General features: G+C 48.3%; 20 protein-coding genes. 9 read left to right on the forward strand and 11 right to left on the reverse strand.

Annotation, left to right across the window (positions count from 1 at the left end):
- Window positions 1-1,176, forward strand: a complete 1,176-nt coding sequence (locus T411_RS0102745) for a GGDEF domain-containing protein (protein ID WP_000376707.1) — start codon at window positions 1-3, stop codon at window positions 1,174-1,176.
- 2 nt (window positions 1,177-1,178) lie between these two features.
- On the opposite strand, the gene T411_RS0102750 is transcribed toward T411_RS0102745, so the two are convergent.
- Entirely contained in the window at window positions 1,179-1,475 is a 297-nt protein-coding gene (locus T411_RS0102750) for a hypothetical protein (protein ID WP_000508772.1), read from the reverse strand.
- A gap of 174 nt (window positions 1,476-1,649) precedes the next feature.
- Here T411_RS0102750 and T411_RS0102760 point away from each other — a divergent pair, with 174 nt between their 5' ends.
- Complete coding sequence (locus T411_RS0102760) at window positions 1,650-2,498, forward strand: pirin family protein (RefSeq protein ID WP_000159140.1); 849 nt, start codon at window positions 1,650-1,652, stop codon at window positions 2,496-2,498.
- Window positions 2,499-2,635: 137 nt separating this feature from the next.
- On the opposite strand, the gene ppnP is transcribed toward T411_RS0102760, so the two are convergent.
- Window positions 2,636-2,923 carry a pyrimidine/purine nucleoside phosphorylase gene (ppnP, locus tag T411_RS0102765; protein ID WP_000588948.1) on the reverse strand — a complete coding sequence of 96 codons (288 nt, stop codon included), beginning with the start codon at window positions 2,921-2,923 and terminating at the stop codon, window positions 2,636-2,638.
- A 538-nt stretch (window positions 2,924-3,461) separates the two neighbouring features.
- Between ppnP and T411_RS0102770 the strand changes: the two genes are divergently transcribed.
- On the forward strand, window positions 3,462-3,902 hold the full coding sequence (locus tag T411_RS0102770) for a DUF2850 domain-containing protein (RefSeq protein ID WP_000032253.1): 441 nt from the start codon (window positions 3,462-3,464) through the stop codon (window positions 3,900-3,902).
- 8 nt (window positions 3,903-3,910) lie between these two features.
- Here T411_RS0102770 and T411_RS0102775 read toward each other — a convergent pair whose 3' ends face one another.
- The 3 genes from T411_RS0102775 to T411_RS0102790 all read right to left on the reverse strand — a co-directional run bounded on the left by T411_RS0102775 (window position 3,911) and on the right by T411_RS0102790 (window position 9,738).
- Entirely contained in the window at window positions 3,911-5,188 is a 1,278-nt protein-coding gene (locus tag T411_RS0102775; RefSeq protein ID WP_000520329.1) for an MDR family MFS transporter, read from the reverse strand.
- A gap of 289 nt (window positions 5,189-5,477) precedes the next feature.
- Entirely contained in the window at window positions 5,478-7,106 is a 1,629-nt protein-coding gene (locus T411_RS0102785) for a methyl-accepting chemotaxis protein (RefSeq protein ID WP_001116764.1), read from the reverse strand.
- Between the two features lie 271 nt (window positions 7,107-7,377).
- Window positions 7,378-9,738 (reverse strand): Lon protease family protein, encoded by a 2,361-nt coding sequence (locus tag T411_RS0102790; RefSeq protein ID WP_001007391.1) that lies wholly within the window; start codon window positions 9,736-9,738, stop codon window positions 7,378-7,380.
- Between the two features lie 203 nt (window positions 9,739-9,941).
- Between T411_RS0102790 and T411_RS0102795 the strand changes: the two genes are divergently transcribed.
- Both T411_RS0102795 and T411_RS0102800 read left to right on the forward strand, forming a co-directional pair.
- On the forward strand, window positions 9,942-10,436 hold the full coding sequence (locus tag T411_RS0102795; protein ID WP_000422923.1) for a hypothetical protein: 495 nt from the start codon (window positions 9,942-9,944) through the stop codon (window positions 10,434-10,436).
- A 13-nt stretch (window positions 10,437-10,449) separates the two neighbouring features.
- Window positions 10,450-12,069, forward strand: coding sequence for an ABC transporter ATP-binding protein (locus T411_RS0102800; protein WP_000074814.1), 1,620 nt, complete (start codon window positions 10,450-10,452; stop codon window positions 12,067-12,069).
- Window positions 12,070-12,235: 166 nt separating this feature from the next.
- On the opposite strand, the gene T411_RS0102805 is transcribed toward T411_RS0102800, so the two are convergent.
- The 5 genes from T411_RS0102805 to T411_RS1000000120990 form a co-directional block, all read right to left on the reverse strand.
- A complete protein-coding gene (locus T411_RS0102805) occupies window positions 12,236-12,967 on the reverse strand; it encodes a transporter substrate-binding domain-containing protein (RefSeq protein WP_000978021.1) in 732 nt (243 codons plus the stop codon).
- Between the two features lie 19 nt (window positions 12,968-12,986).
- Window positions 12,987-14,534 (reverse strand): methyl-accepting chemotaxis protein, encoded by a 1,548-nt coding sequence (locus T411_RS1000000121525; protein ID WP_000490053.1) that lies wholly within the window; start codon window positions 14,532-14,534, stop codon window positions 12,987-12,989.
- Window positions 14,535-14,664: 130 nt separating this feature from the next.
- Window positions 14,665-15,408 (reverse strand): substrate-binding periplasmic protein, encoded by a 744-nt coding sequence (locus tag T411_RS0102815; RefSeq protein WP_001215767.1) that lies wholly within the window; start codon window positions 15,406-15,408, stop codon window positions 14,665-14,667.
- 153 nt (window positions 15,409-15,561) lie between these two features.
- Window positions 15,562-16,461, reverse strand: coding sequence for a LysR family transcriptional regulator (locus T411_RS0102820; protein ID WP_001200834.1), 900 nt, complete (start codon window positions 16,459-16,461; stop codon window positions 15,562-15,564).
- 99 nt (window positions 16,462-16,560) lie between these two features.
- Entirely contained in the window at window positions 16,561-16,707 is a 147-nt protein-coding gene (locus T411_RS1000000120990; protein ID WP_001895144.1) for a hypothetical protein, read from the reverse strand.
- On the opposite strand from T411_RS1000000120990, the gene T411_RS0102825 reads away from it, so the two are divergent.
- The 3 genes from T411_RS0102825 to T411_RS0102835 all read left to right on the forward strand — a co-directional run bounded on the left by T411_RS0102825 (window position 16,667) and on the right by T411_RS0102835 (window position 22,599).
- Window positions 16,667-18,361, forward strand: coding sequence for an L-lactate permease (locus tag T411_RS0102825; RefSeq protein ID WP_001006174.1), 1,695 nt, complete (start codon window positions 16,667-16,669; stop codon window positions 18,359-18,361). The two genes, T411_RS1000000120990 and T411_RS0102825, sit on opposite strands and share 41 nt — an antisense overlap.
- 124 nt (window positions 18,362-18,485) lie before the next feature.
- On the forward strand, window positions 18,486-19,622 hold the full coding sequence (gene lldD, locus T411_RS0102830) for an FMN-dependent L-lactate dehydrogenase LldD (RefSeq protein WP_000587014.1): 1,137 nt from the start codon (window positions 18,486-18,488) through the stop codon (window positions 19,620-19,622).
- A gap of 97 nt (window positions 19,623-19,719) precedes the next feature.
- Complete coding sequence (locus tag T411_RS0102835; RefSeq protein ID WP_000188686.1) at window positions 19,720-22,599, forward strand: FAD-binding and (Fe-S)-binding domain-containing protein; 2,880 nt, start codon at window positions 19,720-19,722, stop codon at window positions 22,597-22,599.
- Window positions 22,600-22,682: 83 nt separating this feature from the next.
- Here T411_RS0102835 and ppsR read toward each other — a convergent pair whose 3' ends face one another.
- Window positions 22,683-23,516 (reverse strand): posphoenolpyruvate synthetase regulatory kinase/phosphorylase PpsR, encoded by an 834-nt coding sequence (gene ppsR, locus T411_RS0102840; protein WP_001177874.1) that lies wholly within the window; start codon window positions 23,514-23,516, stop codon window positions 22,683-22,685.
- A gap of 173 nt (window positions 23,517-23,689) precedes the next feature.
- On the opposite strand from ppsR, the gene ppsA reads away from it, so the two are divergent.
- Window positions 23,690-26,062 carry a phosphoenolpyruvate synthase gene (ppsA, locus tag T411_RS0102850; RefSeq protein ID WP_001171507.1) on the forward strand — a complete coding sequence of 791 codons (2,373 nt, stop codon included), beginning with the start codon at window positions 23,690-23,692 and terminating at the stop codon, window positions 26,060-26,062.
- Window positions 26,063-26,201 lie beyond the last annotated feature (139 nt).

Below are 26,201 nucleotides of genomic sequence, written 5' to 3' on the forward strand. Positions count from 1 at the left end.
ATGGATAGCTTTGCTGGCAACCAATTAAAAGAGATGACAGAGATGCGTTTTGCTCGTAAGCAGCATATTGTCCTGATCAGCTCTGGTGTTGCTACCGCTATTTTTCTTGGGTTTGCCCTTTACTACTATTTTAACCATCAACCCCTGTCATCCGGTTTATTGTTATTAAGCGGTATTGTCACCTTATTGAATATGATTTCGCTGAATCGTCACCGCGAATTACACACTCAAGCCGATTTAATTCTGTCATTAATTCTGCTCACTTATGCGCTGGCCTTAGTCAGCAATGCTCAGCATGAATTATCGCATCTCTTATGGTTATATCCGCTCATCACCACTTTAGTCATGATTAACCCTTTTCGGTTAGGCTTGGTTTACAGTGCAGCGATATGCTTAGCGATGACCGCCTCTATCCTTTTTAATCCGGCACAAACTGGCTCGTACCCTATTGCACAGACCTATTTTTTAGTAAGTCTATTTACGCTGACGATTATCTGTAATACCGCTTCTTTCTTTTTCTCAAAAGCGATCAATTATATTCATACCCTATACCAAGAAGGTATTGAAGAGTTGGCTTATCTTGATCCGTTAACGGGCTTAGCCAATCGTTGGAGCTTTGAAACTTGGGCCACAGAAAAGCTCAAAGAACAACAGAGTTCGAATACCATTACCGCGCTTGTTTTTCTGGATATTGATAATTTCAAACGCATTAATGACAGTTACGGCCATGATGTTGGCGATCAGGTGTTAAAACATTTTGCACACCGTCTACGCAATAATATTCGTAATAAAGATCGAGCCACCAATCAACATGATTATTCCATTGCTCGATTTGCTGGTGATGAGTTTGTGCTCTTGTTATATGGTGTGCGAAATTTGCGTGATCTCGATAATATTCTCAACCGTATCTGTAATCTCTTCGTCGACCGCTATCCTGAGACGGATATGCTCAACAACCTCACGGTGAGTATAGGGGCAGCTATTTATCCCAAAGATGCGATCACTCTGCCGGAACTAACCCGCTGCGCAGATAAAGCCATGTATGCCGCTAAACACGGTGGAAAAAATCAGTACCGCTATTACCATGATGCCGCTTTCCCTCCGGCTGTAGAAACCGTATTAGGCAGTCAGCCCGTTGAGGCTCCTAACGTAACTCCACTGAAAAAAGCGCACTAAGCTCATCCAAACATGTACATCAGCCATAAACATACTGCGCCAAAGACGGCCATCCAGGCTGCATAGCGAGCGGTGTTAGGCTTATCAGGCTTAGGTTTAACCACCTGTTTCAACGCCGTCCGTTTAGCGTATTGCATAAAGCTAGGATCAGCCTCGCGTATTTCTTCACGCTTATGCTGGGCAGAATTCGCCGCCTGCGTGAAACGCTGCAACTGCTCTTTGGTCAGATCTTTGCTTGGATCGTAATTCGGATATCGATCGTTATGTTTGGGCAAAATAGCCATGGCAATCCCTCCCATTCATGCGTTGTCCTTCGTCTTGAGTGTAACGGCTAATCTTAGGCTGACCCGCACCATCACTCCCCAATCATTCAAATTTCTCGAATATGAAGCTCAACTTCCCCTGCTGCTCATTCATCTCTGGCTTATCTACAATTTCCCTCATCATCGCTCAGTCTGCAATGGAGAAGTCTTATGACTAAAGACCGCGAAATTCGCCAAACAGTTCCCGCACAACCCACCTCAGATGGTGATGGTGTCAAAATTCAGCGTATTGCAGGATTTCAACGCCCCAATTTCTCGCCGTTTTTGATGCTCGATGAACTGAAAGCCGATTCTCAAGCCGACTACATCGGTGGTTTTCCGCCTCATCCACATCGCGGTATTGAAACCTTGACTTATATGCTGCAAGGGCATTTTCAGCACCGAGATCAGATGGGAAATGTGGGCGAATTACGATCCGGCGGCGCGCAATGGATGGCAGCAGGACGTGGCGTGATCCACAGTGAAATGCCGATTATGCAAGAAGGGCAATTGCACGGCTTCCAAATCTGGATTAACCAGCCGGCTCGCAACAAGATGTCGCCTGCGAAATATCAAGATTTCCAGCCTGAAAGTATTGTTGAACACCATCATCCACAACAAGGTTTACTGCGCGTGATTGCCGGTTCCGTCGAGATTGAGGATCAAACGATAACAGGCCCATTAACCGATACTGGCGTGCCTGCCACCGTTGTCGATTGGCGAGCAGAAGCGGGGCAAGACATCAGCATCAACACACCGCCTCACTTTAATGCCATGTTGTACGTCTATCGTGGGAGCCTGAACGTTGGGAAACAGTCGGTCAAAGCAGGACACATGGCCATGCTGACAGCCGGAGAACAGCTCACCCTGCGTGCAGAGCAACCTTGCGGCAGCTTGCTTTTAATGGGGCAACCCATCGATGAACCCGTTGTGCATTATGGACCATTCGTGATGAACAGCATGGCTGAGATTGAGCAAGCGATCCGCGATTACAATGCAGGGCATTTTGAGACCTACTGATGTTTCATACCCAAACGACTCGGCGTTGCAGGTAGGCAGTAAGTCAGTGACAAAGTTCTCTGGAACCAATATGCACAGCCATCGACTGGCCTTTGGAGAGAGTATGCCACACCTGTAAAGGTGTGGCTTTTTTCAACTTAAGCAGGCAAAAATTCACACAGATAAGCGGTCGCGACTTCCACTTGCAGATCAAAAGAGGAATTACCCGCCACTTCAAACGCTTCACCTGCAGTAAAGGTAACCCAGTCAGCATCGGTGACACGCTTAATAGTCAGCGCACCTTTGACTACCGTCATGCGCTCTGGTGCACCAGTACCGAAAGTGTATTGGCCAGGAGCCATCACACCAACCGTACTCTCTCCATCTTGCTGGCTGAAGCCCAGTGACTTTACGTTGCCATCAAAATACACGTTTTCCTTGATCATTTTTTCTTCCTGTCTGTCATCAATCACTACAGTCGTTTGACTGCAAAATTCAAGCGAGAGTTGTAACCCATCACTTCACTTTGTACAAGTGCCAGCAATACGCCTTTTGCTAGGAGGTATATACTCATAACAAGGGTGAGAGCATTGACTCGGTATCGGATATGAAACATTCCTCACGAAGCACTCATTTTATTTGAGGATAAAATCACGCTTTTACCGTATGCTTTTTGCGGTTAGAGGTCGCTTAGCACAAGCTAGGCAGCGGCATAAACCAAGGCACGATGCCTTGTCGCCAAATCCAACATTTTGGGTTATCCGATGCCCTTAACGCCATGAACTATACCCAAACGACTTGGAGTTGCAGGTAGGCGGCAAGTCAGTGAATCCCCATGAGCATAGGCAAACTATGTGATTGGAGTGAACGAACGCAGCCAACACCGCTGCAACTTCAAGTAGGAAGGGTATCAAGTTCTACACTGAGCGTTGGGTGATTATTTGTTTGCCATAAACCGTTGTTTGTCATAAACCAAGTGAGAAAATGTCAAAAGAGCTGGTCTTTAAATCTGTATTCTGGTCATCACTCTCTATTCTCGGGGTGGCATTTGCTATGCTGCTCTACGTGAGTTATCAAGACTACGTGAATCCTAAACACGTTTTCGGTTCTTGGATTGAAATCGGTGCACCGAATTACCAAACCGAAGTGCTGCGTTTTAATGAACAAGGTGTCTATCGCAATGATCGCTTGATCAGTACCAACTTTGAATTTGACGGAGCTGCCATCACCATTCGTACTGGCAATGGCATCTTCGTTTACGAGCTCTCAGGTACCTTTAACTCGCCACAATTGAAACGAACTCAACCGATCAACCCTGTGCAGCGTTTTATTCGCCAAGGGTTTGAACATACTGTCAGTGATCAGGGAAATAACGCCGCGCAGCTTAGACGCTCGGCGTTATCCGAACACTTCAACGAAAAATAGCCTCCCGTTTAACACTCCGTTGCACGAGATAATCTCTCTTTCTCCCCCATTTCTTGCTCTCGCTGCGCCAAGTAGTACAAACCCATCATGGCTAAGCACAAAACAAAACAGAGCCCGTATAACCACTGTGCGTTGAGATATTCGATCATCATACCTCCAGCCAGTGGAGCAATCGCAAAACCTAACGAATAAAGCGCTGCCGCACCAAAATAAGAGCCTCGTAAATGAGCGGGGGCTAAACGGTCAATCTGCACATTTAGCGTCGGAAATGCGATCACCTCCCCCATACTCAAGACAAAACAAGCCAAATACCAACCTAATGGAAAAGCTTCAGGGGTGAACATAAAACCGACTTGCGCAAGCCCCATCAAAGCCATTCCCAAGCGCGTACGTGTAAACAACGGCACGCTTTCCAACAGTTTCAATGTCGGAAACTGGAATAAAATAATGGTCATGGTATTGACCAATACTAACCCGGCCACCAACTGAGCCGCATCCGCAATCCCAGAGCGAACAATCACTTGCGGCAATGAGGACTCAACCTGACCATAAACAAACATCATCAGGAAGTTAGCCAGCATCATTTTAACGAACACATTGTCTTTACTGATCACACGTAAAGTGGCAGAAAAATTGGGGAGAAGTGAGCGATCTGGTTGTTGGAAACGTCCTTTACGCTCCAAAGTGGCGAGCAACCATAAACCAAACAGAAAATACGCTATGCCCGTGACGATAAACAGCACTTGCGGATGAGCAAGCGCAAGGGTAATTCCTATTAATGGGCCAATGGCTCCCCCAAGGTTAAGCAGAAAATAACGGACATTGAGCGCCAATTCACGATCTTTTTCATCGGGTAAGTTATCCCCAATCACCGCTTTGCCGGGCGCTTCAATCATAGGGCGCATTAATCCAGTTAAAACGATCATGATGAAAAATTGCCAGATTTGATTTGAAAGCCCGATACCAGTGTAAGCAAACGTCGCGATCAGGGTACCGCTGACCATCACCCATTTGCGGCCAAACTTATCAGAAAGATACCCTGAATAGAGCCCCGTTAACGAGCCGACCAGTGCCGATGTTGCCAACATGGCCCCCACTTCTGTCGCTGTCGCGTGATAATCTTGATACAGAAACACGACTAAAAATGGCCAAGCCATAAAAAAGCTGGTGCGCGCAAATAAAGTGCCAATAAGTACTGTCCAGACAGGAAAATTGAATCGACCCACCCTTTCCCACTGAAATAAACTCTCACTACTTTCTATGCCTTTTTCCTTACTTTTCCCCATATTTTCCCTTCCCTTAAGTCCTGACATTGTTGGGCGCTGGACATCACACTTTGTTTGTTATTTCTTCAATATAAAGAGAAAAAATGGGCAAAGATAGCGGAATTTCACAAAGCAATAAGAACAGAAATAAATATCACAATGACTTAATTAATCTCTTCCTAAACAGACAGTTATCAATTCTGAAGAAAAAGAAAAAAGCCGCAGGAACAGTATTATCCTACGGCTTTTTCATCGTTTATTCAGCGTTTAACACTTGATTGTATGTGGATCGCTAAATTTTCGTTTTTCTTTACAGCTTGAAGAAAGAGAGCTGCGCTTTTTGCTTCTCCGCAAGGTGCGAAAGCTCATTGCTGGCGCTAGCACTCTGACTGATACCCGTCACGTTCTGATGTACGAGAGTCGACATGTTCGATACGTTACGATTGATGTCCTGCGTCACGTGAGATTGCTGCTCCGCCGCGGTGGCAACTTGGGCATTCGAATCATTAATATCCGAGACCGATTCTGTAATGCCGATTAAGGCGTCATTGGCTTTGGCCGTCAGCGCTTTATTTTGAGTCAACATATCCAAGCTTGTTTGCATGCTGTCGTTCGCCATTGTTGATTGAGTCTGTAACTCTTCAATAATCGCTTGGATCTCTTTCGTAGAGGCTTGCGTGCGCGCAGCCAACATACGAACTTCATCGGCAACCACAGCAAAACCACGGCCAGATTCACCTGCACGAGCCGCTTCAATCGCCGCATTCAATGCCAGCAGGTTGGTTTGATCCGACACACCACGGATCACTTCAATCACGTTGCTGATCTGCTCAGATTGCTCTTTCAAACGCAGGACCACACGCGCAGCATCATTCAGAGCCAGCGCCATCTGTTCACTGGCTTGACTGCTCTCTTTGAAAATCGCAAGGCCTGATTTTGCCAGCTCATCGGCTTCACGCGCTGTTGCATCCGCAGAAGAAGCATTATCGCTGACGTTATCTGCCGTGCTCGCGAGTTCATTCACTGCGGAAGCCACTTGCTCAATTTCCATCAGTTCCATCTGCGCATTGGATTCCGCTTGAGTCATCACCGCAGCAAGCTCTGTCGAAGCCGATGCCACCTCTTCACTAATACGGGTCAGTTGCTCAACAGTGGTGTACAGCTGTGTGACGGTGGTATTCACATCTTGGCTCAACTTGGCAATTTCATTTTCACCGTCCGCATCGGCTTTTACAGAGAGATCACCTTGTGCCAACTTACGCATCACTGATTGCAAGCTATTGATAGGAGCAACGATTTGCCCCGATAGCAGCCAAGCCGCAAGTACCGAGAGCATCAATACCGAGAGCACGGTGATCATCGCATTGCGCATCACAACCGCATTGCTTTGCGCACTCTGCTCCATAGACGTAGTCGCGTAGTGGTTCACTTTCTGAGACAAGTCATTGATCGCACTGATCATACGATTCCCCGTCTCGCGGAAACTCTGGATGAAAACGTTCGCTTCTTCTCGCGTGGCTAAGCCTTGGTCTAAACGATTAAACAGCGCAACCATCTTCTGTGATTCAGCCACGTAGATTTCAATAGACTGTTTCACCACAGGAACATCACGGCTAAATTGTGCATCTTGCTCTATTGAACTCAGAGCAGATTGCACTTCCGTCAAACCCTCTCGCAGTTCAGCGATGAAGTTATTACGGCGTTCAGCATCATAAATTGCATACACAGCGCTAATTCGCAGCGGATAAATCGTATCGTCGATTTGTGCGATGGTGTCTTTATAACGTACCAACGCATGAGTGTTATCCGCAATCGCTTGTTGCTCATGAGTTAAGTTGACCTTAGTGATCCACAGAGCAATCACCAAAGCAATCATAGTAAATAAAACAGGGAGTAGGACTTGTAGCCGAATGGACAAGTTTTTCAGCGAAAATGGCATGCTTAACCTCTTTAAACGCAATGCACGCATCCATGCAAATGGGAGTATTCCCAGCACAAAAAATCGCCAAAATATTAGATCTTAATCACAAATTTGTCCACATTAAATAGGGTTATTTTTCAGGTATTTATGAATAATTCAACGTCAAAAATACAGAACATGAGCCAAAAAAATGACAAACGCTGCATAAATGACAATTTGTATTTTTATATGAAAAAGTATGAACACAACTTATTGTTGTGTTCATACTATGGGTAAAGAGAGAGGAGGCTTATTTACGTAATGCGTTGAGTTTGGCTTGAGCAAGACCAAATACGGTGTCCACCGGGTAGCTGCCATCATCAGTTGCGACGCCAGCCGGTTTGCCAGTGAAAATCTCGATCGCTTCGGTCACATGATCAATCGCCCAGATATGGAATTCACCTTTTTCCACCGCTTTCACAACATCAGCGCGCAGCATTAGGTTATGCATATTAGAGCGTGGAATGATCACCCCTTGGGTATCTTTGCGTCCTTTGATGGTACACACATCAAAGAAGCCTTCGATCTTCTCATTTAAGCCGCCAATCGGCTGCGATTCGCCAAACTGGTTCATGGATCCGGTAATCGCGATATCTTGTCGATTCGGCTGTTTCGAAAACGCAGAAACAATCGCACAGAATTCCGCCATGCTCGCACTGTCGCCATCCACCCCACCATAGGATTGCTCAAAGGTTATGGTAGTGGTCAACGGAATACGTGCGGTGCGCCCAAACACCGAACTGAGGTACGCAGACAAAATCATCACCCCTTTGGAGTGAATACTGCCACCAAGATCGACATTGCGTTCAATATCAATGATCTCTCCCTCACCGTATGACGTTGTGGCCGTGATTCGATTTGGCATACCAAACGCGTGATCGCTGGTTGCCAACACCGACAACGCATTCACTTGCCCTATAGCCACCCCTTCAGTTTGAATCAGCGTGGTGCCATTGACGAAGGTTTCCATCATGCTCTGTTGTAGGCGGTTCACGCGCAGTTCTTGGTTACGCAATGCCTCCTCAACATGGCTTTGACGGATCAAATTCGCATTGGCCTGTTTCGCCACATAGTTAGATTCACGCAGCAAATTGGCAATATGGGCCGAGTGTAACGACAGTTTGGTTTGATCGCCCGTGGTGCGCGAACTGTGCTCGATAATGCGCGCGATGGCTTTACGGTCACAGTGCAGCATATTGGCATCATGCACAATACTGGAAATAAAGCGTGCATAGTGCAGCTCTGAATCGGCATCACGCGGCATTTCATCCGCAAAGTCTGCTGTCACGCGAAACAGTTCACTGAATTCGGGATCATAATGCGCCAGCAATTCATAGGTGCGGTAGTCACCAAACAGGATAATTTTCACATCGAGCGGGATGGGCTCGGGATCGAGCGAAACTGTGCCAGTGAGTGTGACTTCTTTTTCCAATGAAGTGAAACTGAGCTGACGCGAACGCAGCGCACGCTTCAATCCATCCCACACATAAGGCTGTTCGAGTACTTTTACCGCATCCATGAGCAGCACACCACCATTGGCTTTGTGCAAACTGCCGGGACGGATCAGAGAGAAATCGGTAAACACCGTGCCTTTGTAGGTCGCAGTTTCAATGTAGCCAAATAGAGAGTGGTAGTTTGGGCTCTCCTCAACCACGATGGGAAACTCTTCAGCATTGCGACTAACCAGCACGTTCACTTTATAACGGCGTGGCATTTTTTTATCCAAAGACGCATTCGCAAGCTCACCTTGGTCACCGCCTTCATCAAGAAAAATCTCGACATTTTCCACAATATCTTTTTGCAGCTCGGTCAAATACGCCTTGATTTCTGGGTACTTACTGTAATCAAGCTTCAGTTTTTTAATAAAGTGGGCAATCACATCTAAAGTGACCTCATCATTCAGTTTTTTGATTTTCTCACTGTATGACTCTTCCCACTCGGTCAACTGACGCACCATATTGCGCAAACTGACTTCCAACTCATCAATCGTATTACTGAACTGCTCTTGCTCACGTTTAGAGAGCGCATCAAACGTCTCTTCCGTGTGCATCTCCTCACCGTTTAGAGCGACAAATTGATACTCCCCTTGAGGAGTCAAGGTTAAACTCACTCCCCGCTCTTTTGCGGTGCGAGTGATGCTTTCCAGTTCACTTTCTTGCTTTTGTGCAAGCTGGTTTTTTAACTTTTCAGCACGGCTGAAGTAGATTTCATTATCGAATGCCAATGGGATAGCCGTGACCAGTTTGGTCATCAGTTTTTCAATATCTTGACGAAATTGAATGCCTATCCCACAGGGTAATTTCAGCACTTTAGGTACGCGCACATCCTCAAAATTCGCTACATAACACCAGTCATACAGTTTATTGACATCGTGTTGATGGCGGCTGAGATAACGCAAAATCATAGTACGCTTGCCTAGCCCATTGCGGCCAATCGCGTAGATGTTGTATCCCTTCTCTTTGATTGACATCGCAAACTCGACCGCCTTCTGCGCTCGCTCTTGTCCAACGATCTCATCGATCGGTGCAAGTTCTTTGGTTGACTTACACTCTAGCTTTTCCAGTTTTGCGACTTGGTAGAGCTGCTCAAAACTCAGATGCTGAATCGCCATGGCTCCACTCCTTCCTTCGAGATTCTTTACTTCATATGTAGCTCAAGTGTAGAGATAAATCATTGTCTTTTTAGTGACTTATTCCTAATTCAAGACCAAGCGGACAAATAATAGCCAAAATCCACCAAACACAAAACGGTAATTATTTGCATTTGAGAATAAATTGCATTTAAATATCCCTTTCTTGGCGGGGAGAATGGACCATGGAATTACAGCAGTGTTGGAACAGTTTTTTGCAGGCTGAACAGTTACTCAAGCAAGGACACTGGTCGCAAGCCCATTACTTGTTAGAAGATGTTCTACACTACATGCCGCAACATATTCACAGTGCCGCACATGATGAGCAGACGAAACCATGCCAGATGGCGTGTTTGATCACTGGTCTGCGTGATGCCGCTATTGCGCAGTCTGAAATTTTCAACAACATCGGCCAGTATCAACGCGCGTTTGATGCCCTCAATCAAGCCTATGCTCTGTTGCAATTTCTATCGATTGAAGAAATTGACTTGATGCGCCGCCTTAATACCACCCTATGCCAAGTGAGCGAATATCTGCTGCGCCATATCAATGCCTTTTGCTACGCGCAGCGCAGTGCCGAATGGCAGTTGGAATATCAACAAGTGGAGAAAGCACACTTCTACTTTAACCAGTTAAGAAGCAGCATGGCTTTACCCACCGCATCTCCCGTGATGAATTGAATAAGGAAATACAATGTCACCCAATCCACTTTTGCAAGTTCGTAATTTAAGCGTGAGCTTTACCACCAATGATGGTGTTGTCGATGCGGTGAAAAACGTCAGCTTTGATATACGCCCCGGAGAAACCCTTGCGATTGTCGGTGAGTCAGGTAGTGGTAAATCGGTTTCGACCAACGCCTTGATGCAACTGCTGCCTAAAAACGCGCGGATCCATCCAGAATCGAGCATCATGTTTGAAGGTGAAGAGCTGCTCAATAAAACGGACACGCAGATGCGCCGCATCCGTGGGGATCGGATTGGCATGATCTTCCAAGAGCCGATGACTTCACTCAATCCCTATATGCGTGTTGGCGTTCAAGTTGCTGAAGCTATTCGTTGCCACCGTAATGTCAGCCAGAATCAAGCGAAACAGCGAGTCTTGGAGCTGTTTCAGCTCGTTCATCTGCCCGACCCCAAAGGCGCTTACCAAAAATTCCCGCATGAGTTTTCCGGCGGTCAGTTACAGCGCATTATGATTGCGATGGCACTGATCAATGAGCCGGATATTTTGATCGCCGATGAACCGACCACGGCGCTCGATGTCACAGTTCAAGCCGAAGTGCTCCGACTCATCAAAGAGATCCAAGCCAATATGGGCATGGCGATTTTGTTTATCACCCACGATTTAGGTGTGGTGAAATTTGTTGCCGACCGCGTGCTGGTAATGTGTAAAGGGGATGTGGTAGAGCAAGGCTCTACTGAACAGCTTTTCCTGCAACCTGAGCATGATTACACACGCATGCTGATTAACTCGATACCCAAAGGCAGTAAAGACCCAGTTGCTGTCGATGCAGCACCACTGCTCAAAGCCGAAGATATTCGAGTCAAGTTTCTGGTTAAACCGTACTTTATCAGTCGTCGTAATCAGTACTTTGAAGCAGTGAAAGGGATTTCTCTTGAACTCAAGCAAGGTGAAACTCTCGGTATCGTAGGCGAATCTGGCAGCGGAAAATCCACATTAGGGCGAGCTTTGATTGGTTTACTGCCTTCCACGGGTCAGATTGCCTTCAAAGGGCAAGACTTTCGCGCTTTGAGCGAGAAACAGCGCTTAGCCCTGAAGAAAGACATTCAGATGGTGTTTCAAGACCCTTATGGCTCGCTTTCTCCACGTATGACCGTTGGCGAAATCATCACTGAAGGGCTTTTGGTTCACCAACCTCACATCAGTAAGTTGGAACGTATGCAACGGGCGAGACGAGCGCTCGAAGAAGTGCGATTAGATCCGAATTCGATTAATCGTTACCCACATGAGTTCTCCGGTGGTCAACGTCAGCGGATTGCGATTGCTCGGGCGCTAATTCTGGAACCTTCCTTTATTTTATTGGATGAGCCCACTTCAGCGCTGGATCGCTCCGTACAACTGACGGTCATTGAACTGCTAAAAGAGATTCAAAAACGACGCAACATCGGCTATCTGTTCATCAGCCACGATCTTGCCGTGGTAAAAGCGTTATCGGATCGCGTGTTGGTAATGCAAAAAGGGCAAGTGATGGAACAAGGCAGTGCGGAATCCATCTTCCATAATCCACAACATGAATACACCAAAAAACTGATCGCTGCTTCTTTCGACATTCTGGAAGAAAATGCAGCATGATTCATATTAACTTCACGAATGACGTCTACACTTATTAGTGAATGAAGATTATACGGATTTCACCATGGCATAGCTGCCTTTTCGGTTTGGCCGCCGACAACAAAAACTCGCTCAAGTTGAGCGAGTTTTTTATTCTTTGTTGCTGCAGTTAAACAGAGATAAGGTGCTATTTGATACCGTAATCGGCTAACAGTTTATCAAATGTGCCATTGGCTTTAATTTCCGCTAACCCTTTATTAAACGCAGCCACCAGCTCTTCTGAACGTGGATTGGCTTTACCGGAAGTCACATGCAGTGGGTTTTCCGAAATCGCTTGGTTGGTGAAGGCAAAATCCGCCAAATTCATACCAGCTTCGGTAATGATCGATTTGGCCACCAGCTCATCTTCGACAGCAAGATCAATCCGTCCAGCTTGCAGTTTCTGTAAATTTTGTTTGAGGTCAGTAGATTCTGGACGGAAAAACGAGGGATCATTCATAAACTCATCGCCATACCCATAACCACGAACAATCCCAACTTTCTTACCGTTTAAACTGGCCAGTCCAGCAAATTCAAAGTTATCTCCGGCTTTCTTAATAAACTTCACTTGGTTAGTCAGATAGTTATCGGAGTAAGTGAGATAGGCAGTTCTCTCTTGGGTAAACCATGTCGCGGGTAGAATATCGATTTTCCCTTCTTTAACATCATTCAGCGCCCGCGACCAAGGCATGATAGTAAACTCCACCGTATAGCCTTGAGTAGCAAACGCGGCGGTCACAATGTCCACCGAAAGCCCTTTTTGCTGCGCATTCTCCATCACAAAAGGTGGCCATGGATCTTGCGCTGCAGTAATGGTTTGAGCCCAAGCGGAAAAACTACACAATACAACACTGATTAAAGTAGCAATGGATTTCATCATAAACACTCCCGTTATTGACCTAAGTTCTAAACTTCGCCATGTGTTCGGCAATTAATGCGCTGATTGCGCTGACTCGTTTTGTTCCTTCCGCGTTTTGAGCAGCGCGGTCATAAACACTGTTGGCCGCCTCTGAGGCTTCAACAATTGCAAGGCTAATCTCTTCAATTGCGGTTCTCTGCTCTGCGGCTGATTGATGGATTTGATCGCTTCGTTCAGAAATCATTTCCACTGACGATTTCACATTTCGAATCGATGACTGCGAATGGCTAACCTTCTCTGCTGTTTTTTCCAGTAGTCCGGTCATCCGCGTTAACTCTTCTTCCACCGTATTAGTTGCACGGTTCAAATTGGTGATATTGGCTTTAATTTGCTCTGTGGATTGGCTGGTCTTCACGGCTAGATTTCGCACTTCGTCGGCAACCACCGCAAATCCGCGTCCTTGTTCACCAGCACGTGCTGCCTCAATCGCCGCGTTTAAGGCCAGTAAGTTCGTCTGCTCTGAAATATCATTAATCACATTCAGTACTGTGGTGATTTTCTCCCCTTCAATCAGCAGTTTGCTCATCTCTTGATTGACTCGTACCATTTCATTACACATGTTGGAGATATCGGACGTCGCTGAACCAATTTCATGAACAACATTATCGGTTAACCGTGTCGCATTCAGCGCTTGTTCAGCCGTTTCATTCACAGTTTGTGCGACGGTTGCGACCGAGTGGTTCAGTTCTGTGGCGGCTGCAGCGATGGTTTCCAACTGATGTTTTTGCTGGTCAATTTGTGCAACGTTTTCTTCCGCCTTTTCTCGGCTTTGCTGGGCTTGTAAGCGCAGTTCAGAAGAAGCATCATTCACTTCCACGACTATGGTGCGCAGCGTGGTCGTGAACTGATTAATGCCTTGAGTCACAGCTTGAAATTCTTTGTATTTAGGAACGGGTAACTGATGGGTGAGGTCTGCATCCCCACTGGATAGAGTACGGGTTTTATCACCCAACTCATTCAGTGGTTTCAACACTGAAAAGTTCAGGATAATAAACAGCATACAAGGGATAAGAATCGCTAAAATCAATACTTTGAGCAGATTAAAAGACACATACTCAGCCAATTGCTGATGCATAAACTCATCGGAATAGCGAATTTCAATCGAGCCGAGCGGGTTCTTCTTACCATATTCAACAAACTCTAACTCTCCGCTCACAGAAGCTAACTCGGCCAATGCGCCTTCGTTTTCCACTGCGATCGTTTTGCGTAATCCTTTATCGTCTGTTGCCTGATCTAGGGTCAGATACAAAATGGCCTTACCCGTAGTATCGGTAATTTTGATCGACGAGATTTCCGGCGTTTTCAACTCCGCGCTGATCGCCGATTTCACTGTCTCTAAGTCAAAATCCCATAGCGGTTTAGGCAAATTGACTTGCAACCGCGTTAAGGTGTTACTGACCGTCAGATTGAGATCATTGGTAAAAGTATTGAGTGCTTTTTTGTACTCAAATACCGTTAATGCCAGCAAAACTGCACACACCGCAAACACAATCTGCACAATTGAGGCGACTTTAATACTTCTAAACATGTGACCTCCATTAAACCAGAAGGCTCAAGAGAAACCCTCTTCACCAGCACGCACTTCACAGGCAAGTAAAGTGGCATGGTAGGTTCCTATTCTCCCAAGTTATTTTTCCCAATCTGACATTGTGATTCTGCTACTTTGACAGGTAGCTATTCATAATTTTTTCGATGTCGATCTTTTTCAAACCTTCATTAACGATGGCTTGCCATTTCTGACCCTGTGCGTCGTTGCGAAATGCGATGTGCAGATCTTTTTCAACCAATAACTGCTTATTCATCTGTAGCTGGTCTTTATCTGCCGCCAAGCTGGGATCATTATTCTTAAGGTAGTTAAATACGTTGCTATCAATGACCGCGAGAGGCACGCGGCCTTTGGCCACTTTCTGTAAGTTTTGAACATCGCTGTTAACCGCAGAAGAGAGTAATTGCCCTTGGGCGATCATTGAATCAAGTTCAGGGGTATTGATGTAGTCACGAACGACACCAATGGTGTGCGGCTTGAGATCCTCAAGCACGGACCATTGAATAGGATTGGCCACATTTTCCGCAAAACCTAATGGGCCTTTGCCGATAGAATCGGAGAACAATAAGCTGTTGTCTTCAAAAAAGTACTCAGGAAAATAACCGGAATACTTGGCTTCACCTTTAGCCAGATGCACTGCTCGTGACCAAGGATAAAACTCAACCACCAACTCATGGCCCATCGCTTCAACGGCCGCTTTAACCACCGCAATCGACGCGCCTTTTTCAGCCAACCCATCACCTGAGTAGGGCGGCCAATCTAGCGAGGTCAGTATCAAAGTGTCAGCCTTAACAGAAAAAGCCGCCGATAATGATAAAAGCGGAATCCAAAGCCATTTGCTTAGTCCATGACGCATTTGAGGTATCCTTCATTCGTTTACACGTTATTCAAAAGGATAGACTTAGGATTGAAAATATGCGCAATTTGTTACCACGCCTTTTTTACGGGAAATGCCTAAGAAGTGATAATCCTCATAGGAAGCGGCCTTGATGAGTGAGTCTTTTATCTTTTAAAAATAATGTGATATCGCTAAATAACGGGCACGTATGTGCTCAATCAACAAACGCACTTTGTTGGGCGGTTGGCGCGTGAATGGATAAACTGCGTAGATACCAAGTTTTTTGCCGACCTGTTCTGGAAACACATCCACCAATTCGCCATTACGAAAATCGTGATACACCAAACAGCGCGGTACATAAGCAATGCCATGCCCACCAAGCGCGGCTTTGCGCAGTGCGGTGGCGTTATCGGTCGAAAAGGTGCCGGATACTTTAACTATGTAGTTGCCTTTTGCCCCTTTAAATTCCCAATCGGTCGCCCCCGTGGTTTGATAGGCGTATTGCAAGCAGTTGTGTCTAGCTAAATCTTCTGGCTTGAGTGGCTTACCGTTGCGGGCAATGTAAGCGGGAGACGCGCACACTACCCACTGCGAGTCCAAAATATGCCGCGCAATCAAACTCGAATCTTCCAAATAACCGGTGCGGATCACCAAGTCATAGCCGCCTTCAACAAGATCTACGAAGCGATTATCCAGCGACATATCCACCGTCAGCCCCGGATGCAGGTTACAAAACTCAGCGACCGCATCAGCTAAAATCAAGTCACCCGAGATGGTCGGCACCGACATTTTGATGTGACCGCTGACGTTTTCGCCAAATCCCACCACCGCGTCCAGCGCTTCTTGAGTGGCTTGCTTCACATTTTTAGCACCGTGCAACAGTGCCTTGCCTGCCTCAGTCAAGGTCAATTTACGCGTTGTTCGATACAATAGCTGCACGCCAAGTTCCTCTTCCAATCGCGCCAATCTTTTGCTAACCACCGAATTTGTAAGGCCATTTTGCTCTGCAACCTTACTGAAACTCCCCAATTCAATCACTTGATAAAACAAAATTAAGTCATCGGCACGCATCTGATTTTGTTATTTTTGGAAATAATGAATTTCATTATTTCCCTATATCCACAAAAAATAAAGCAGTAAATTCACGCCAACTTAACAACCCCATCACAACTATAAAAAATCAACAACCGAACTCTTACTGGTTAGCCGTACCCTACATTCTGTGCGCGTTAGCTCATCCCGATTGATGGAGAGTTCAAGGACGAGGAAGTACTCCATGAATGAAACATTGCTTGCATTGGTGGCCTTTTCACCCATAGTGGTGGCCGCTATTTTACTGGTCGGCCTCAACTGGCCAGCCAAGAAAGCCATGCCCGTAGCTTTCGCCCTTACCGTTGCGATTGCCCTGATATTTTGGGATATGTCGGCTAACCGCGTGATCGCCTCCGTATTGCAAGGTTTGGGCATCACGGTCTCTGTGTTATGGATTGTGTTTGGTGCGATTTTCCTGCTCAACACGCTCAAATACACAGGTGCGATTACCACGATTCGTAACGGCTTTACCAACATTTCACCGGATCGCCGCGTGCAGGCCATCATCATCGCTTGGTGTTTTGGCTCCTTTATTGAAGGGGCTTCTGGCTTCGGAACGCCTGCGGCGATTGCCGCCCCACTGCTGGTTGCGATTGGTTTCCCCGCCCTTGCAGCGGTGTTAATGGGTATGATGATCCAATCGACGCCCGTTTCATTTGGTGCGGTTGGTACGCCAATCATTGTTGGCGTCAACAAAGGTCTGGACACCCACAATATCACGGAAGCGCTGCTGGCTAACGGTTCAAACTGGGATGTGTATCTGCAGCAAATCACCACCAGTGTGGCGCTGATCCACGCTTCAGTCGGCACACTGATGCCCATTTTGATGGCGATGATGTTGACCCGTTTCTTCGGTAAAAACCGCAGTTGGACGGAAGGTTTGGACATTCTGCCTTTCGCGATTTTTTCAGGCCTTGCCTTTACTGTTCCTTACGCGCTGACCGGCGTGTTCCTCGGCCCTGAGTTTCCCTCACTCATGGGCGGTCTCGTTGGCCTTGCGATTGTGGTAACGGCGGCGAAAAAAGGCTTCTTGGTACCCAAAACCCAATGGGATTTTCGTCCTGAAAACGAATGGCCTGCGGAATGGTTAGGCTCGCTGAAAATGGATCTGGATGACGTCAAAGCCAAGCCGATGAGCCTTGCTCTCGCATGGGCACCTTATGTGCTGCTCGCGGTGATTCTCGTCGCTAGCCGTGTGAGTGCGGATTTCAAAGCGTTGCTACTGGGTATCAAGGTTTCCTTTAGCCATATTTTAGGTGAAACCGGCATCAGCACTGCCATTGAGCCGCTTTATCTACCTGGTGGCATTCTGGTGTTTGTGGCCTTGATTGCGGTTCTCACTCAAGCTCGCAGCTTAGCGCCGATGGGCAAAGCGTTTGGTGAATCGACCAAAACCTTGATTGGCGCAGGCTTTGTACTGGTGTTTACCATCCCGATGGTGCGGATTTTCATTAACTCTGGAGTTAACGGCGCAGATTTAGCCAGTATGCCAGTGACTACTGCCAACTTTGCTGCAGGCTTGGTGGGTGACGCTTTCCCAATGCTAAGTGCGACCGTCGGTGCACTGGGGGCTTTCATTGCCGGCTCTAACACAGTCTCCAACATGATGTTCAGCCAATTCCAATTTGAAGTGGCACAAACGCTGACCATCTCTAGCGTGGTAATCATCGCTCTGCAAGCTGTTGGTGCAGCCGCCGGTAACATGATTGCCATCCACAACGTGGTGGCGGCATCCGCGACGGTTGGCCTACTGGGTCGTGAAGGTGCGACACTGCGCAAAACCGTATTGCCAACCCTCTACTATCTTGTTTTGACAGGCATCATCGGAATGGCCGTGATTTACGGTTTCAATATGACGGATGCACTAACTACCCGCTAGACCGTTTTAATCAATACCGAGAGCGAGCATCTCGCTCTCATCGCTCAAACTCACCTTGCACCTCGTGTATGAGCTTGAGCAAAAAAGAAACATTCACAGAATAGGCCCAGAATAGGATTGCATTATGATCATTTCCGCTTCGACCGATTACCGCGCTGCAGCCAAAGCCAAACTCCCGCCCTTTTTGTTCCACTACATCGATGGCGGCTCGTATGGAGAACACACGCTCAGACGCAATACCGATGATCTGGCCGACATTGCCCTGCGCCAGCGCGTGCTGAGTGATATGTCTGAGCTGAGTTTAGAAACCGAGCTGTTTGGCGAAAAAATGGCGCTGCCGATCGCCCTTTCTCCTGTGGGTTTAACCGGTATGTACGCCCGCCGCGGCGAAGTGCAAGCCGCGCAAGCCGCAGAAGCGAAAGGCATTCCTTTTACTCTTTCCACGGTTTCGGTCTGCCCGATTGAAGAAGTGGCGCCTTCGATTCATCGTCCAATCTGGTTCCAGCTTTACGTTTTAAAAGATCGCGGCTTTATGAAAAACGTGTTGGAACGTGCCAAAGCCGCAGGCGTGAAAAACCTCGTGTTCACCGTGGATATGCCTGTCCCGGGCGCACGTTATCGCGATATGCATTCCGGCATGAGCGGCCCTAACGCTGCGATGCGCCGTGTATTGCAAGCCATGGCACACCCGAGCTGGGCTTGGGATGTGGGTTTGCTTGGTAAGCCGCATGATTTGGGCAACATCTCCAAATATCGTGGCTCACCGACCAAATTGGAAGACTACATCGGCTGGCTGGGCGCGAACTTTGACCCTTCCATTTCATGGAAAGACTTAGAGTGGATCCGTGATTTCTGGGACGGCCCAATGATCATCAAAGGCATTTTGGATACGGAAGATGCGAAAGACGCGGTGCGTTTCGGCGCAGACGGCATTGTGGTGTCTAACCACGGGGGCCGTCAGTTAGATGGCGTGCTTTCTACCGTGCAAGCGCTACCCGCGATTGCCGATGCGGTGAAAGGCGACCTGAAAATTCTGGTCGATTCGGGTATCCGCACTGGTCTAGACGTGGTACGCATGCTGGCACTCGGCGCAGATTGCACCATGCTCGGCCGCTCATTTATCTACGCTCTGGCAGCGCAAGGGCGAACTGGGGTAGAAAACCTGCTCGAACTGTATGAAAAAGAGATGCGGGTTGCCATGACACTGACAGGCGCAAAGAGCATTGCCGAACTGTCACGCGATTCATTAGTCAAAAGATAATAAAAATACCCTCTAACCTTAAACGACTTGAAGTTGCAGCCCACCCCTGCAACTTCAGGTAAAAAGTGAATAGAGGGAACACACGAGGAAGCACAATATGACCCCACCGATCGCCGATCGTCTCTATCAGCAGCTCGAACAAATTTTAGCGAGCCGAATTGATCCGCAGCGCATCATTACTCAAGAAGCGAAACGGCTCGCCTACGGTACCGATGCCAGCTTTTATCGGTTGATCCCCAAGATCGTGTTACGCCTCAAATCACTCGATGAAGTGATTTTTGCTATTCAGAGTTGCGGCCAACTGGGTATCCATTTTACTTTTCGCGCGGCAGGCACCAGCTTATCGGGTCAAGCCGTTTCCGACTCGGTACTCATCACCTTAACCGACGATTGGCGCGGGCATGAAGTGCAAAACCAAGGTTTGAAAATTCGCCTGCAACCGGGCGTGATTGGCGCCGATGCCAACAAGTACCTTGCCCCGTTTCAGCGCAAAATCGGCCCCGATCCCGCCTCCATCAACACCTGTAAAATCGGTGGCATTGCCGCCAATAACGCCAGCGGCATGTGCTGCGGTACGGCGCAAAACTCGTATCGCACCGTTGATGGCATGCAAATTGTGTTTGCCGATGGTTATGTGCTCGATACACGCGATCCAGAGAGCGTGGCTCGTTTTAAACAAGAGCGAGCCGACTTGGTGGAAGGCATTCACGCGCTGTGCCAAGAGACCCTTGCCAATTCTGAACTCACCGAACGCATTCGCCACAAATACCGCCTAAAAAACACCACAGGTTATGCGCTGAACGCCTTGGTTGATTTCTCTGACCCAATCGAAGTGCTGACCCATTTGATGATTGGCTCAGAAGGCACACTCGGCTTTATCGCCGACATCACCTATCACACCGTGATTGAACACGCACACAAAGCCTCTACGCTACTGGTGTTTGCCGATATTGAACAAGCCAGCCAAGCCGTGACCACGCTTTCCAAAACGCCAGTGGCAGCGGTAGAAATGATGGATGGACGCGCGCTACGCTCGGTGGCCGACAAAAAAGGCATGCCCGAATTTATCGCCAAGCTCGATTTAGAAGCCGCGGCGCTGCTGATTGAATCCCACGCCAGTGACGCGCAAACCTTACACGCTCAGTGTGAGCAAGTGATGAGCGCGCTGCAACGCTACCACATTATTGAATCGGTTCCGTTTACTTCCGAGAGCAAAACCGTGGCGACCTTATGGGGTATTCGTAAAGGCATGTTCCCTGCGGTGGGAGCCGTGCGCGAAGTGGGTACTACGGTCATCATTGAAGATGTGGCCTTTCCGGTAGAAAAACTCGCGGCTGGCGTGCGTGATTTGCAAGCCCTGTTTGATAAATACCACTACAACGAAGCGATCATCTTTGGTCACGCCCTTGAAGGCAACCTGCACTTTGTGTTCACTCAAGGCTTTGATAAGCAAAGTGAAATCGAACGTTACGGCGCGTTTATGGATGATGTAGCCGAACTGGTCGCCGTGAAATACCAAGGCTCACTGAAAGCCGAACACGGTACAGGACGCAACATGGCCCCTTACGTTGAGCTGGAATGGGGTAAAGAGGGCTACGCCTTGATGCAGAAAATCAAAGCGCTTTTTGATCCGAATCGCCTGCTTAACCCCGGCGTTATCATCAACGAAGATAAGCATTCGCACATCAGCAATCTCAAACCTATGCCTGCGGCCGATAACTTGGTGGATCGCTGTATCGAATGTGGTTTCTGTGAGCCGGTCTGCCCATCACGCACCCTCACTTTGTCACCACGCCAACGCATTGTGTTGTACCGCGAATTGCAACGTCGCCGCGCAGCGGGTGAAAACGTGGCTTCCAGCGAGCTAGAGCAAGTGTTTGAATACCAAGGGTTAGATACCTGCGCCGCGACTGGATTGTGCGCCGAACGTTGCCCCGTCGGCATCAATACCGGCGATCTGGTCAAAAAACTGCGCATCGCCAAATACCAAAAATTCACCCCGATTGCGCGTTGGACAGCAGAGCACTTTAGCGCGACCACCACACTCGCTCGCGGCGGCTTAAAAGCCAACCAACTGGCGACCCAAGTGCTCGGAGAGAAATCGGTGGATTCCATGGTTAATGGGCTGCGCCGGATCAGCAAAGGCAAAACCCCTTTGTGGATGCCGGAAATGCCGCAAGCAAACACTCACTCGCTGGAACTCGCTGTCGAAAATCTGCCGCGCAGTGACAAAAAAGTGGTTTACCTGCCCTCTTGTGCCAGCCGCAACATGGGGCAACAAGCAAGCGCGACCGATCAACGCCCACTGACGGAAGTCACCCTCTCCCTGCTCAATAAAGCTGGTTTTGAGGTTATTTTGCCTGCAGAGCTCAGCAGCCAGTGCTGCGGTATGCCTTATGACAGCAAAGGGATGACTGAGATTGCGCAGAGCAAAGCCCAGCAGCTCGAACACGCTTTATGGCAAGCTAGCCAAGAAGGGCGTTATCCGATCTTGATGGACACCAGCCCGTGCGCCAAACGCAGCATTGAGCAATTCACCAAACCGATGGAAATTCTGGAGCCAACGGGGTTGGTAAGTCGTTACTTACTGGATCACCTCACACTCGCGCCGAAGCAAGAAACCATCATGCTGCATATCACTTGCAGCTCGCGCCGCCTTGGCTTAGAAGGCGATATGCTGAAACTGGCCAAAGCCTGCGCCAGTGAGGTGATTGTGCCTGAGCACATTCAGTGCTGTGGCTGGGCGGGTGACAAAGGCTTTACTACGCCTGAGCTGAATGCCGCCGCTGTCCATTCGCTCAAAGAGCAAGTGCCAGCGCACTGCAGCCGTGGGTTTAGTAACAGCCGCACGTGTGAAATCGGCTTATCACACCACAGCGGCATTCCTTATCAATCCATCTTGTATCTGGTGGATGAAGTCGCGAGACCAAGGTTGGCAACGCAAGAGAGTACAGAGCAGCCAAGCGAGTACGCATAAAAAATACTTTTCCAAGCCGATAATTTGGGAAAAGAGAAGGGGCGCTTGCGCCCCTTCTCAAAATTCCCTTATCAAAATAGAAATTAGAATAAACGACGTTTTAAGCCTGTTCGTTCAAGGATCCGGGTGGAAATTTCCTCCACCGACAAAGAGGACGTATTGATGTACGAAATCGCCTCTCGGCGAAATAGCGCTTCCACGGTGGCAAGTTCCTGTTGGCACTGCTGGTTGCTGGCGTATTCGCTGCCGGCTAAGCGGTTTTCGCGAATTTCAGTCAAACGCTCCGCATTGATGGTAAGACCAAACAGTTTATGACGATGAAACTCAAACTCAGGCAACAGGCGCATCGCATGCATATCTTCGGCGATAAAGGGGTAGTTCACCACGCGCAGGCCAAACTGCATCGCCATGTACAAACTGGTGGGCGTTTTTCCGCTGCGCGATACGCCAAGCAAAATGATGTCTGCGCGATCGAGGTCTTTAAGCGAAACGCCATCATCATGTGCCAAGGTGTATTCAATGGCAGCGATCCGGTCAAAATAGGTGTCCGAGTCCTTGCCGACACTGCGCGAGCGTTGCAACTTAGGCGCAGGCTCCATCTCAATATCCAGACTCACCCGCTGCACTATGCTCTCCAACACATCGTAAAAATGCGCGGGCGCTTGCAGCAAACGGGTACGCATTTCGGGGATCACCATGGAGAAAAACACCAAAGGTTTTACCCCGTGCAATTGATAAGAACGTTGGATCTGCTTGAGCAGTTCACTCAATTTTTCGTCACTTTCCACAAACGGAAAGGTTTTTTCATTGGGTTGCACAGCAAACTGACCCAGTACAACGTGCCCCAACGTTTCACAAGTGATGGCCGTTCCGTCAGAAACATAGAACACATCACGGCGTTGCGATTCCATTTGCATCTTCTATTTAATCTTTCAAAAATTTTTGATTAGGATAAGCACCATAATACGCATAATAAAACCCGGCATTCCAGCGCCTCTCCCACAGCTTTGAAAATTCCTTCGCGAATTTTTTTGCCAAGAGAAGCAAACGATTGCCAACCCTACAAGCTGCAATGTTTCTGGAGAAAGACATGCAAAAGAACACCCTCTGGTTTGATAGCCTATCCATGCAAGATGTGGATAAAGTCGGCGGGAAAAATGCCTCGCTCGGCGAAATGGTTTCTAACCTTGCCAACGCTGGCGTTTCCGTGCCCAATGGCTTTGCCACCACCGCGTATGCCTTCAACCAATTCCTCGATTTTGAAGGACTCGATGAACGCATTCACCAATTGCTCGACGAGTTGGATGTTGACGATGTCGACGCGCTGCGTAAAACCGGTGCCACGATTCGTCAATGGATTTTACAAGCCCCCTTCCCAGCCGAGCTGGAACAAGAGATCCGCACCAATTACAACCAACTGATTGATGGCAACAGCGAATTGTCGGTTGCGGTGCGCTCATCCGCCACTGCAGAGGACTTGCCTGATGCCTCGTTTGCGGGTCAGCAAGAGACGTTTCTTAACGTCAAAGGCATTGATGCCGTACTGGAAGCGACCAAGCATGTATACGCTTCACTGTTTAACGATCGCGCTATTTCTTATCGTGTTCACCAAGGTTTCGACCATCGCGGCATTGCGCTCTCGGCAGGCATTCAGCGCATGGTACGTTCGGATAAAGCGGCCTCTGGCGTGATGTTTACGCTCGATACCGAATCTGGCTTCGACAAAGTGGTATTTATCACTGCAGCTTGGGGCTTAGGTGAAATGGTGGTACAAGGCGCGGTTAACCCAGATGAGTTTTACGTGCACAAGCCGCTGCTCGAAGCGGGCTATCCTGCGATTGTCAAAAAGACGTTTGGCTCCAAGCTGAGCAAAATGATCTACGCCAACAGCCAAGTGATTGGCAAGCAAGTGGAAGTCGTCGATACCTCCGCACACGAGCGTAACCAGTTCTCACTGACCGATGCCGAAATCCAAGAGCTGGCTAAACAAGCGTTGATCATTGAAAAGCACTACCAACGTCCGATGGATATTGAGTGGGCGAAAGATGGCATCGACGGCAAGCTCTACATAGTTCAAGCTCGCCCAGAAACCGTCTGTTCACAGAGCGAACAGAACGTGATTGAGCGCTATGAGCTGAGCCATAAGGCCTCTGTGCTACTCGAAGGCCGCGCGATTGGTCAGCGCATTGGCAGCGGTACCGTACGTTTGGTCGATTCTCTGGATCAAATGTCGCTCGTGCAGCAAGGCGATGTACTCGTCACCGATATGACGGACCCCGATTGGGAACCAGTGATGAAGAAAGCAGCCGCGATTGTTACTAACCGTGGCGGACGGACTTGTCACGCGGCGATCATCGCTCGTGAATTGGGAATTCCTGCGATTGTCGGTTGTGGTGATGCCACGCGTCGCCTGAGCGATGGCGCGCAAGTCACCGTTTCCTGCGCAGAAGGGGAAACCGGTTATGTGTATGCAGGCCAGTTGGATTTCGCGGTGCGCCGCTCTTCAGTAGATGAGCTGCCGATGCTGCCCACCAAAGTGATGATGAACGTAGGTAACCCCGATCGCGCCTTTGATTTCGCGCAGATCCCGAACGAAGGCGTGGGGCTGGCTCGCTTAGAGTTCATCATCAATAAGATGATTGGTATCCACCCAAAAGCGCTGCTCAATTTCGATACGCAAAGTGCCGAATTGCAAACGCAGATCCTTGATCGCATTCGCGGCTATCGTGACCCAATCGATTTCTACGTCAGCAAGCTGACCGAAGGGATCGCCACCATCGCGGCAGCATTCTGGCCAAAACGCGTGATTGTGCGTATGTCCGATTTCAAATCGAATGAGTACAGCAACTTACTGGGCGGCAGTGAGTTCGAACCCCACGAAGAGAACCCGATGCTTGGTTTCCGTGGTGCATCGCGTTACATCTCTCCGGTGTTTGAAGACTGTTTTGAGCTGGAGACGCAAGCCATCAAACGTGTCCGCCATGAAATGGGGTTGAAAAACGTCGAAGTGATGATCCCATTTGTGCGCACCACAGGTGAAGCCGAAGCGGTGATCGATCTGCTCGCGAAATTTGGTTTACGCCGTGGCGAACAAGGTTTGAAAGTGATCATGATGTGCGAGCTGCCTTCCAACGCAGTTCTCGCCGATGAGTTTTTGAAATTCTTTGATGGTTTCTCCATCGGATCGAACGATATGACTCAGCTCACTTTAGGACTGGATCGTGATTCTGGCGATGTAGCTCATCTGTTTGATGAACGCAATCCTGCGGTAAAAATCATGCTGAAAATGGCGATTGATGCGGCAACGCGCGCTGGAAAATACGTGGGTATTTGTGGTCAGGGGCCATCGGATCACGATGACCTTGCACAGTGGCTCATGGAACAAGGTATCAGCTCTGTTTCTCTCAACCCAGACACGGTAATTGATACTTGGCTGAAGCTGGGCGCTGTGTCTAAATGTTAACCTAAGGCATACCAAACCTACTTGAAGAGAGGCAGAGTTTTTACTCTGCCTCTCTTCACATAAAATTTCGCTTTCCTCACTTGCTTCGCGACATAACCCCACCTATACGTTAAAGACAACGATAATCACAATCACAACG

It is taken from the genome of Vibrio cholerae ATCC 14035, from assembly GCF_000621645.1.
GTDB lineage: Bacteria > Pseudomonadota > Gammaproteobacteria > Enterobacterales > Vibrionaceae > Vibrio > Vibrio cholerae.

Bases quoted from the DNA above. Each gene is read 5' to 3' on its own strand.
- T411_RS1000000121525 (WP_000490053.1), bottom strand. From the start codon at position 14,534: ATGTTTAGAAGTATTAAAGTCGCCTCAATTGTGCAGATTGTGTTTGCG.
- T411_RS0102800 (WP_000074814.1), top strand. From the start codon at position 10,450: ATGTCACCCAATCCACTTTTGCAAGTTCGTAATTTAAGCGTGAGCTTT.
- T411_RS0102820 (WP_001200834.1), bottom strand. From the start codon at position 16,461: ATGCGTGCCGATGACTTAATTTTGTTTTATCAAGTGATTGAATTGGGG.
- T411_RS0102750 (WP_000508772.1), bottom strand. From the start codon at position 1,475: ATGGGAGGGATTGCCATGGCTATTTTGCCCAAACATAACGATCGATAT.
- T411_RS0102745 (WP_000376707.1), top strand. From the start codon at position 1: ATGGATAGCTTTGCTGGCAACCAATTAAAAGAGATGACAGAGATGCGT.
- T411_RS0102815 (WP_001215767.1), bottom strand. From the start codon at position 15,408: ATGCGTCATGGACTAAGCAAATGGCTTTGGATTCCGCTTTTATCATTA.
- T411_RS0102785 (WP_001116764.1), bottom strand. From the start codon at position 7,106: ATGCCATTTTCGCTGAAAAACTTGTCCATTCGGCTACAAGTCCTACTC.
- lldD (WP_000587014.1), top strand. From the start codon at position 18,486: ATGATCATTTCCGCTTCGACCGATTACCGCGCTGCAGCCAAAGCCAAA.
- T411_RS0102790 (WP_001007391.1), bottom strand. From the start codon at position 9,738: ATGGCGATTCAGCATCTGAGTTTTGAGCAGCTCTACCAAGTCGCAAAA.
- T411_RS0102770 (WP_000032253.1), top strand. From the start codon at position 3,462: ATGTCAAAAGAGCTGGTCTTTAAATCTGTATTCTGGTCATCACTCTCT.
- ppsA (WP_001171507.1), top strand. From the start codon at position 23,690: ATGCAAAAGAACACCCTCTGGTTTGATAGCCTATCCATGCAAGATGTG.
- T411_RS0102835 (WP_000188686.1), top strand. From the start codon at position 19,720: ATGACCCCACCGATCGCCGATCGTCTCTATCAGCAGCTCGAACAAATT.
- T411_RS0102775 (WP_000520329.1), bottom strand. From the start codon at position 5,188: ATGGGGAAAAGTAAGGAAAAAGGCATAGAAAGTAGTGAGAGTTTATTT.
- T411_RS0102805 (WP_000978021.1), bottom strand. From the start codon at position 12,967: ATGATGAAATCCATTGCTACTTTAATCAGTGTTGTATTGTGTAGTTTT.
- T411_RS1000000120990 (WP_001895144.1), bottom strand. From the start codon at position 16,707: ATGGGTGAAAAGGCCACCAATGCAAGCAATGTTTCATTCATGGAGTAC.
- T411_RS0102760 (WP_000159140.1), top strand. From the start codon at position 1,650: ATGACTAAAGACCGCGAAATTCGCCAAACAGTTCCCGCACAACCCACC.
- ppnP (WP_000588948.1), bottom strand. From the start codon at position 2,923: ATGATCAAGGAAAACGTGTATTTTGATGGCAACGTAAAGTCACTGGGC.
- T411_RS0102795 (WP_000422923.1), top strand. From the start codon at position 9,942: ATGGAATTACAGCAGTGTTGGAACAGTTTTTTGCAGGCTGAACAGTTA.
- ppsR (WP_001177874.1), bottom strand. From the start codon at position 23,516: ATGCAAATGGAATCGCAACGCCGTGATGTGTTCTATGTTTCTGACGGA.
- T411_RS0102825 (WP_001006174.1), top strand. From the start codon at position 16,667: ATGAATGAAACATTGCTTGCATTGGTGGCCTTTTCACCCATAGTGGTG.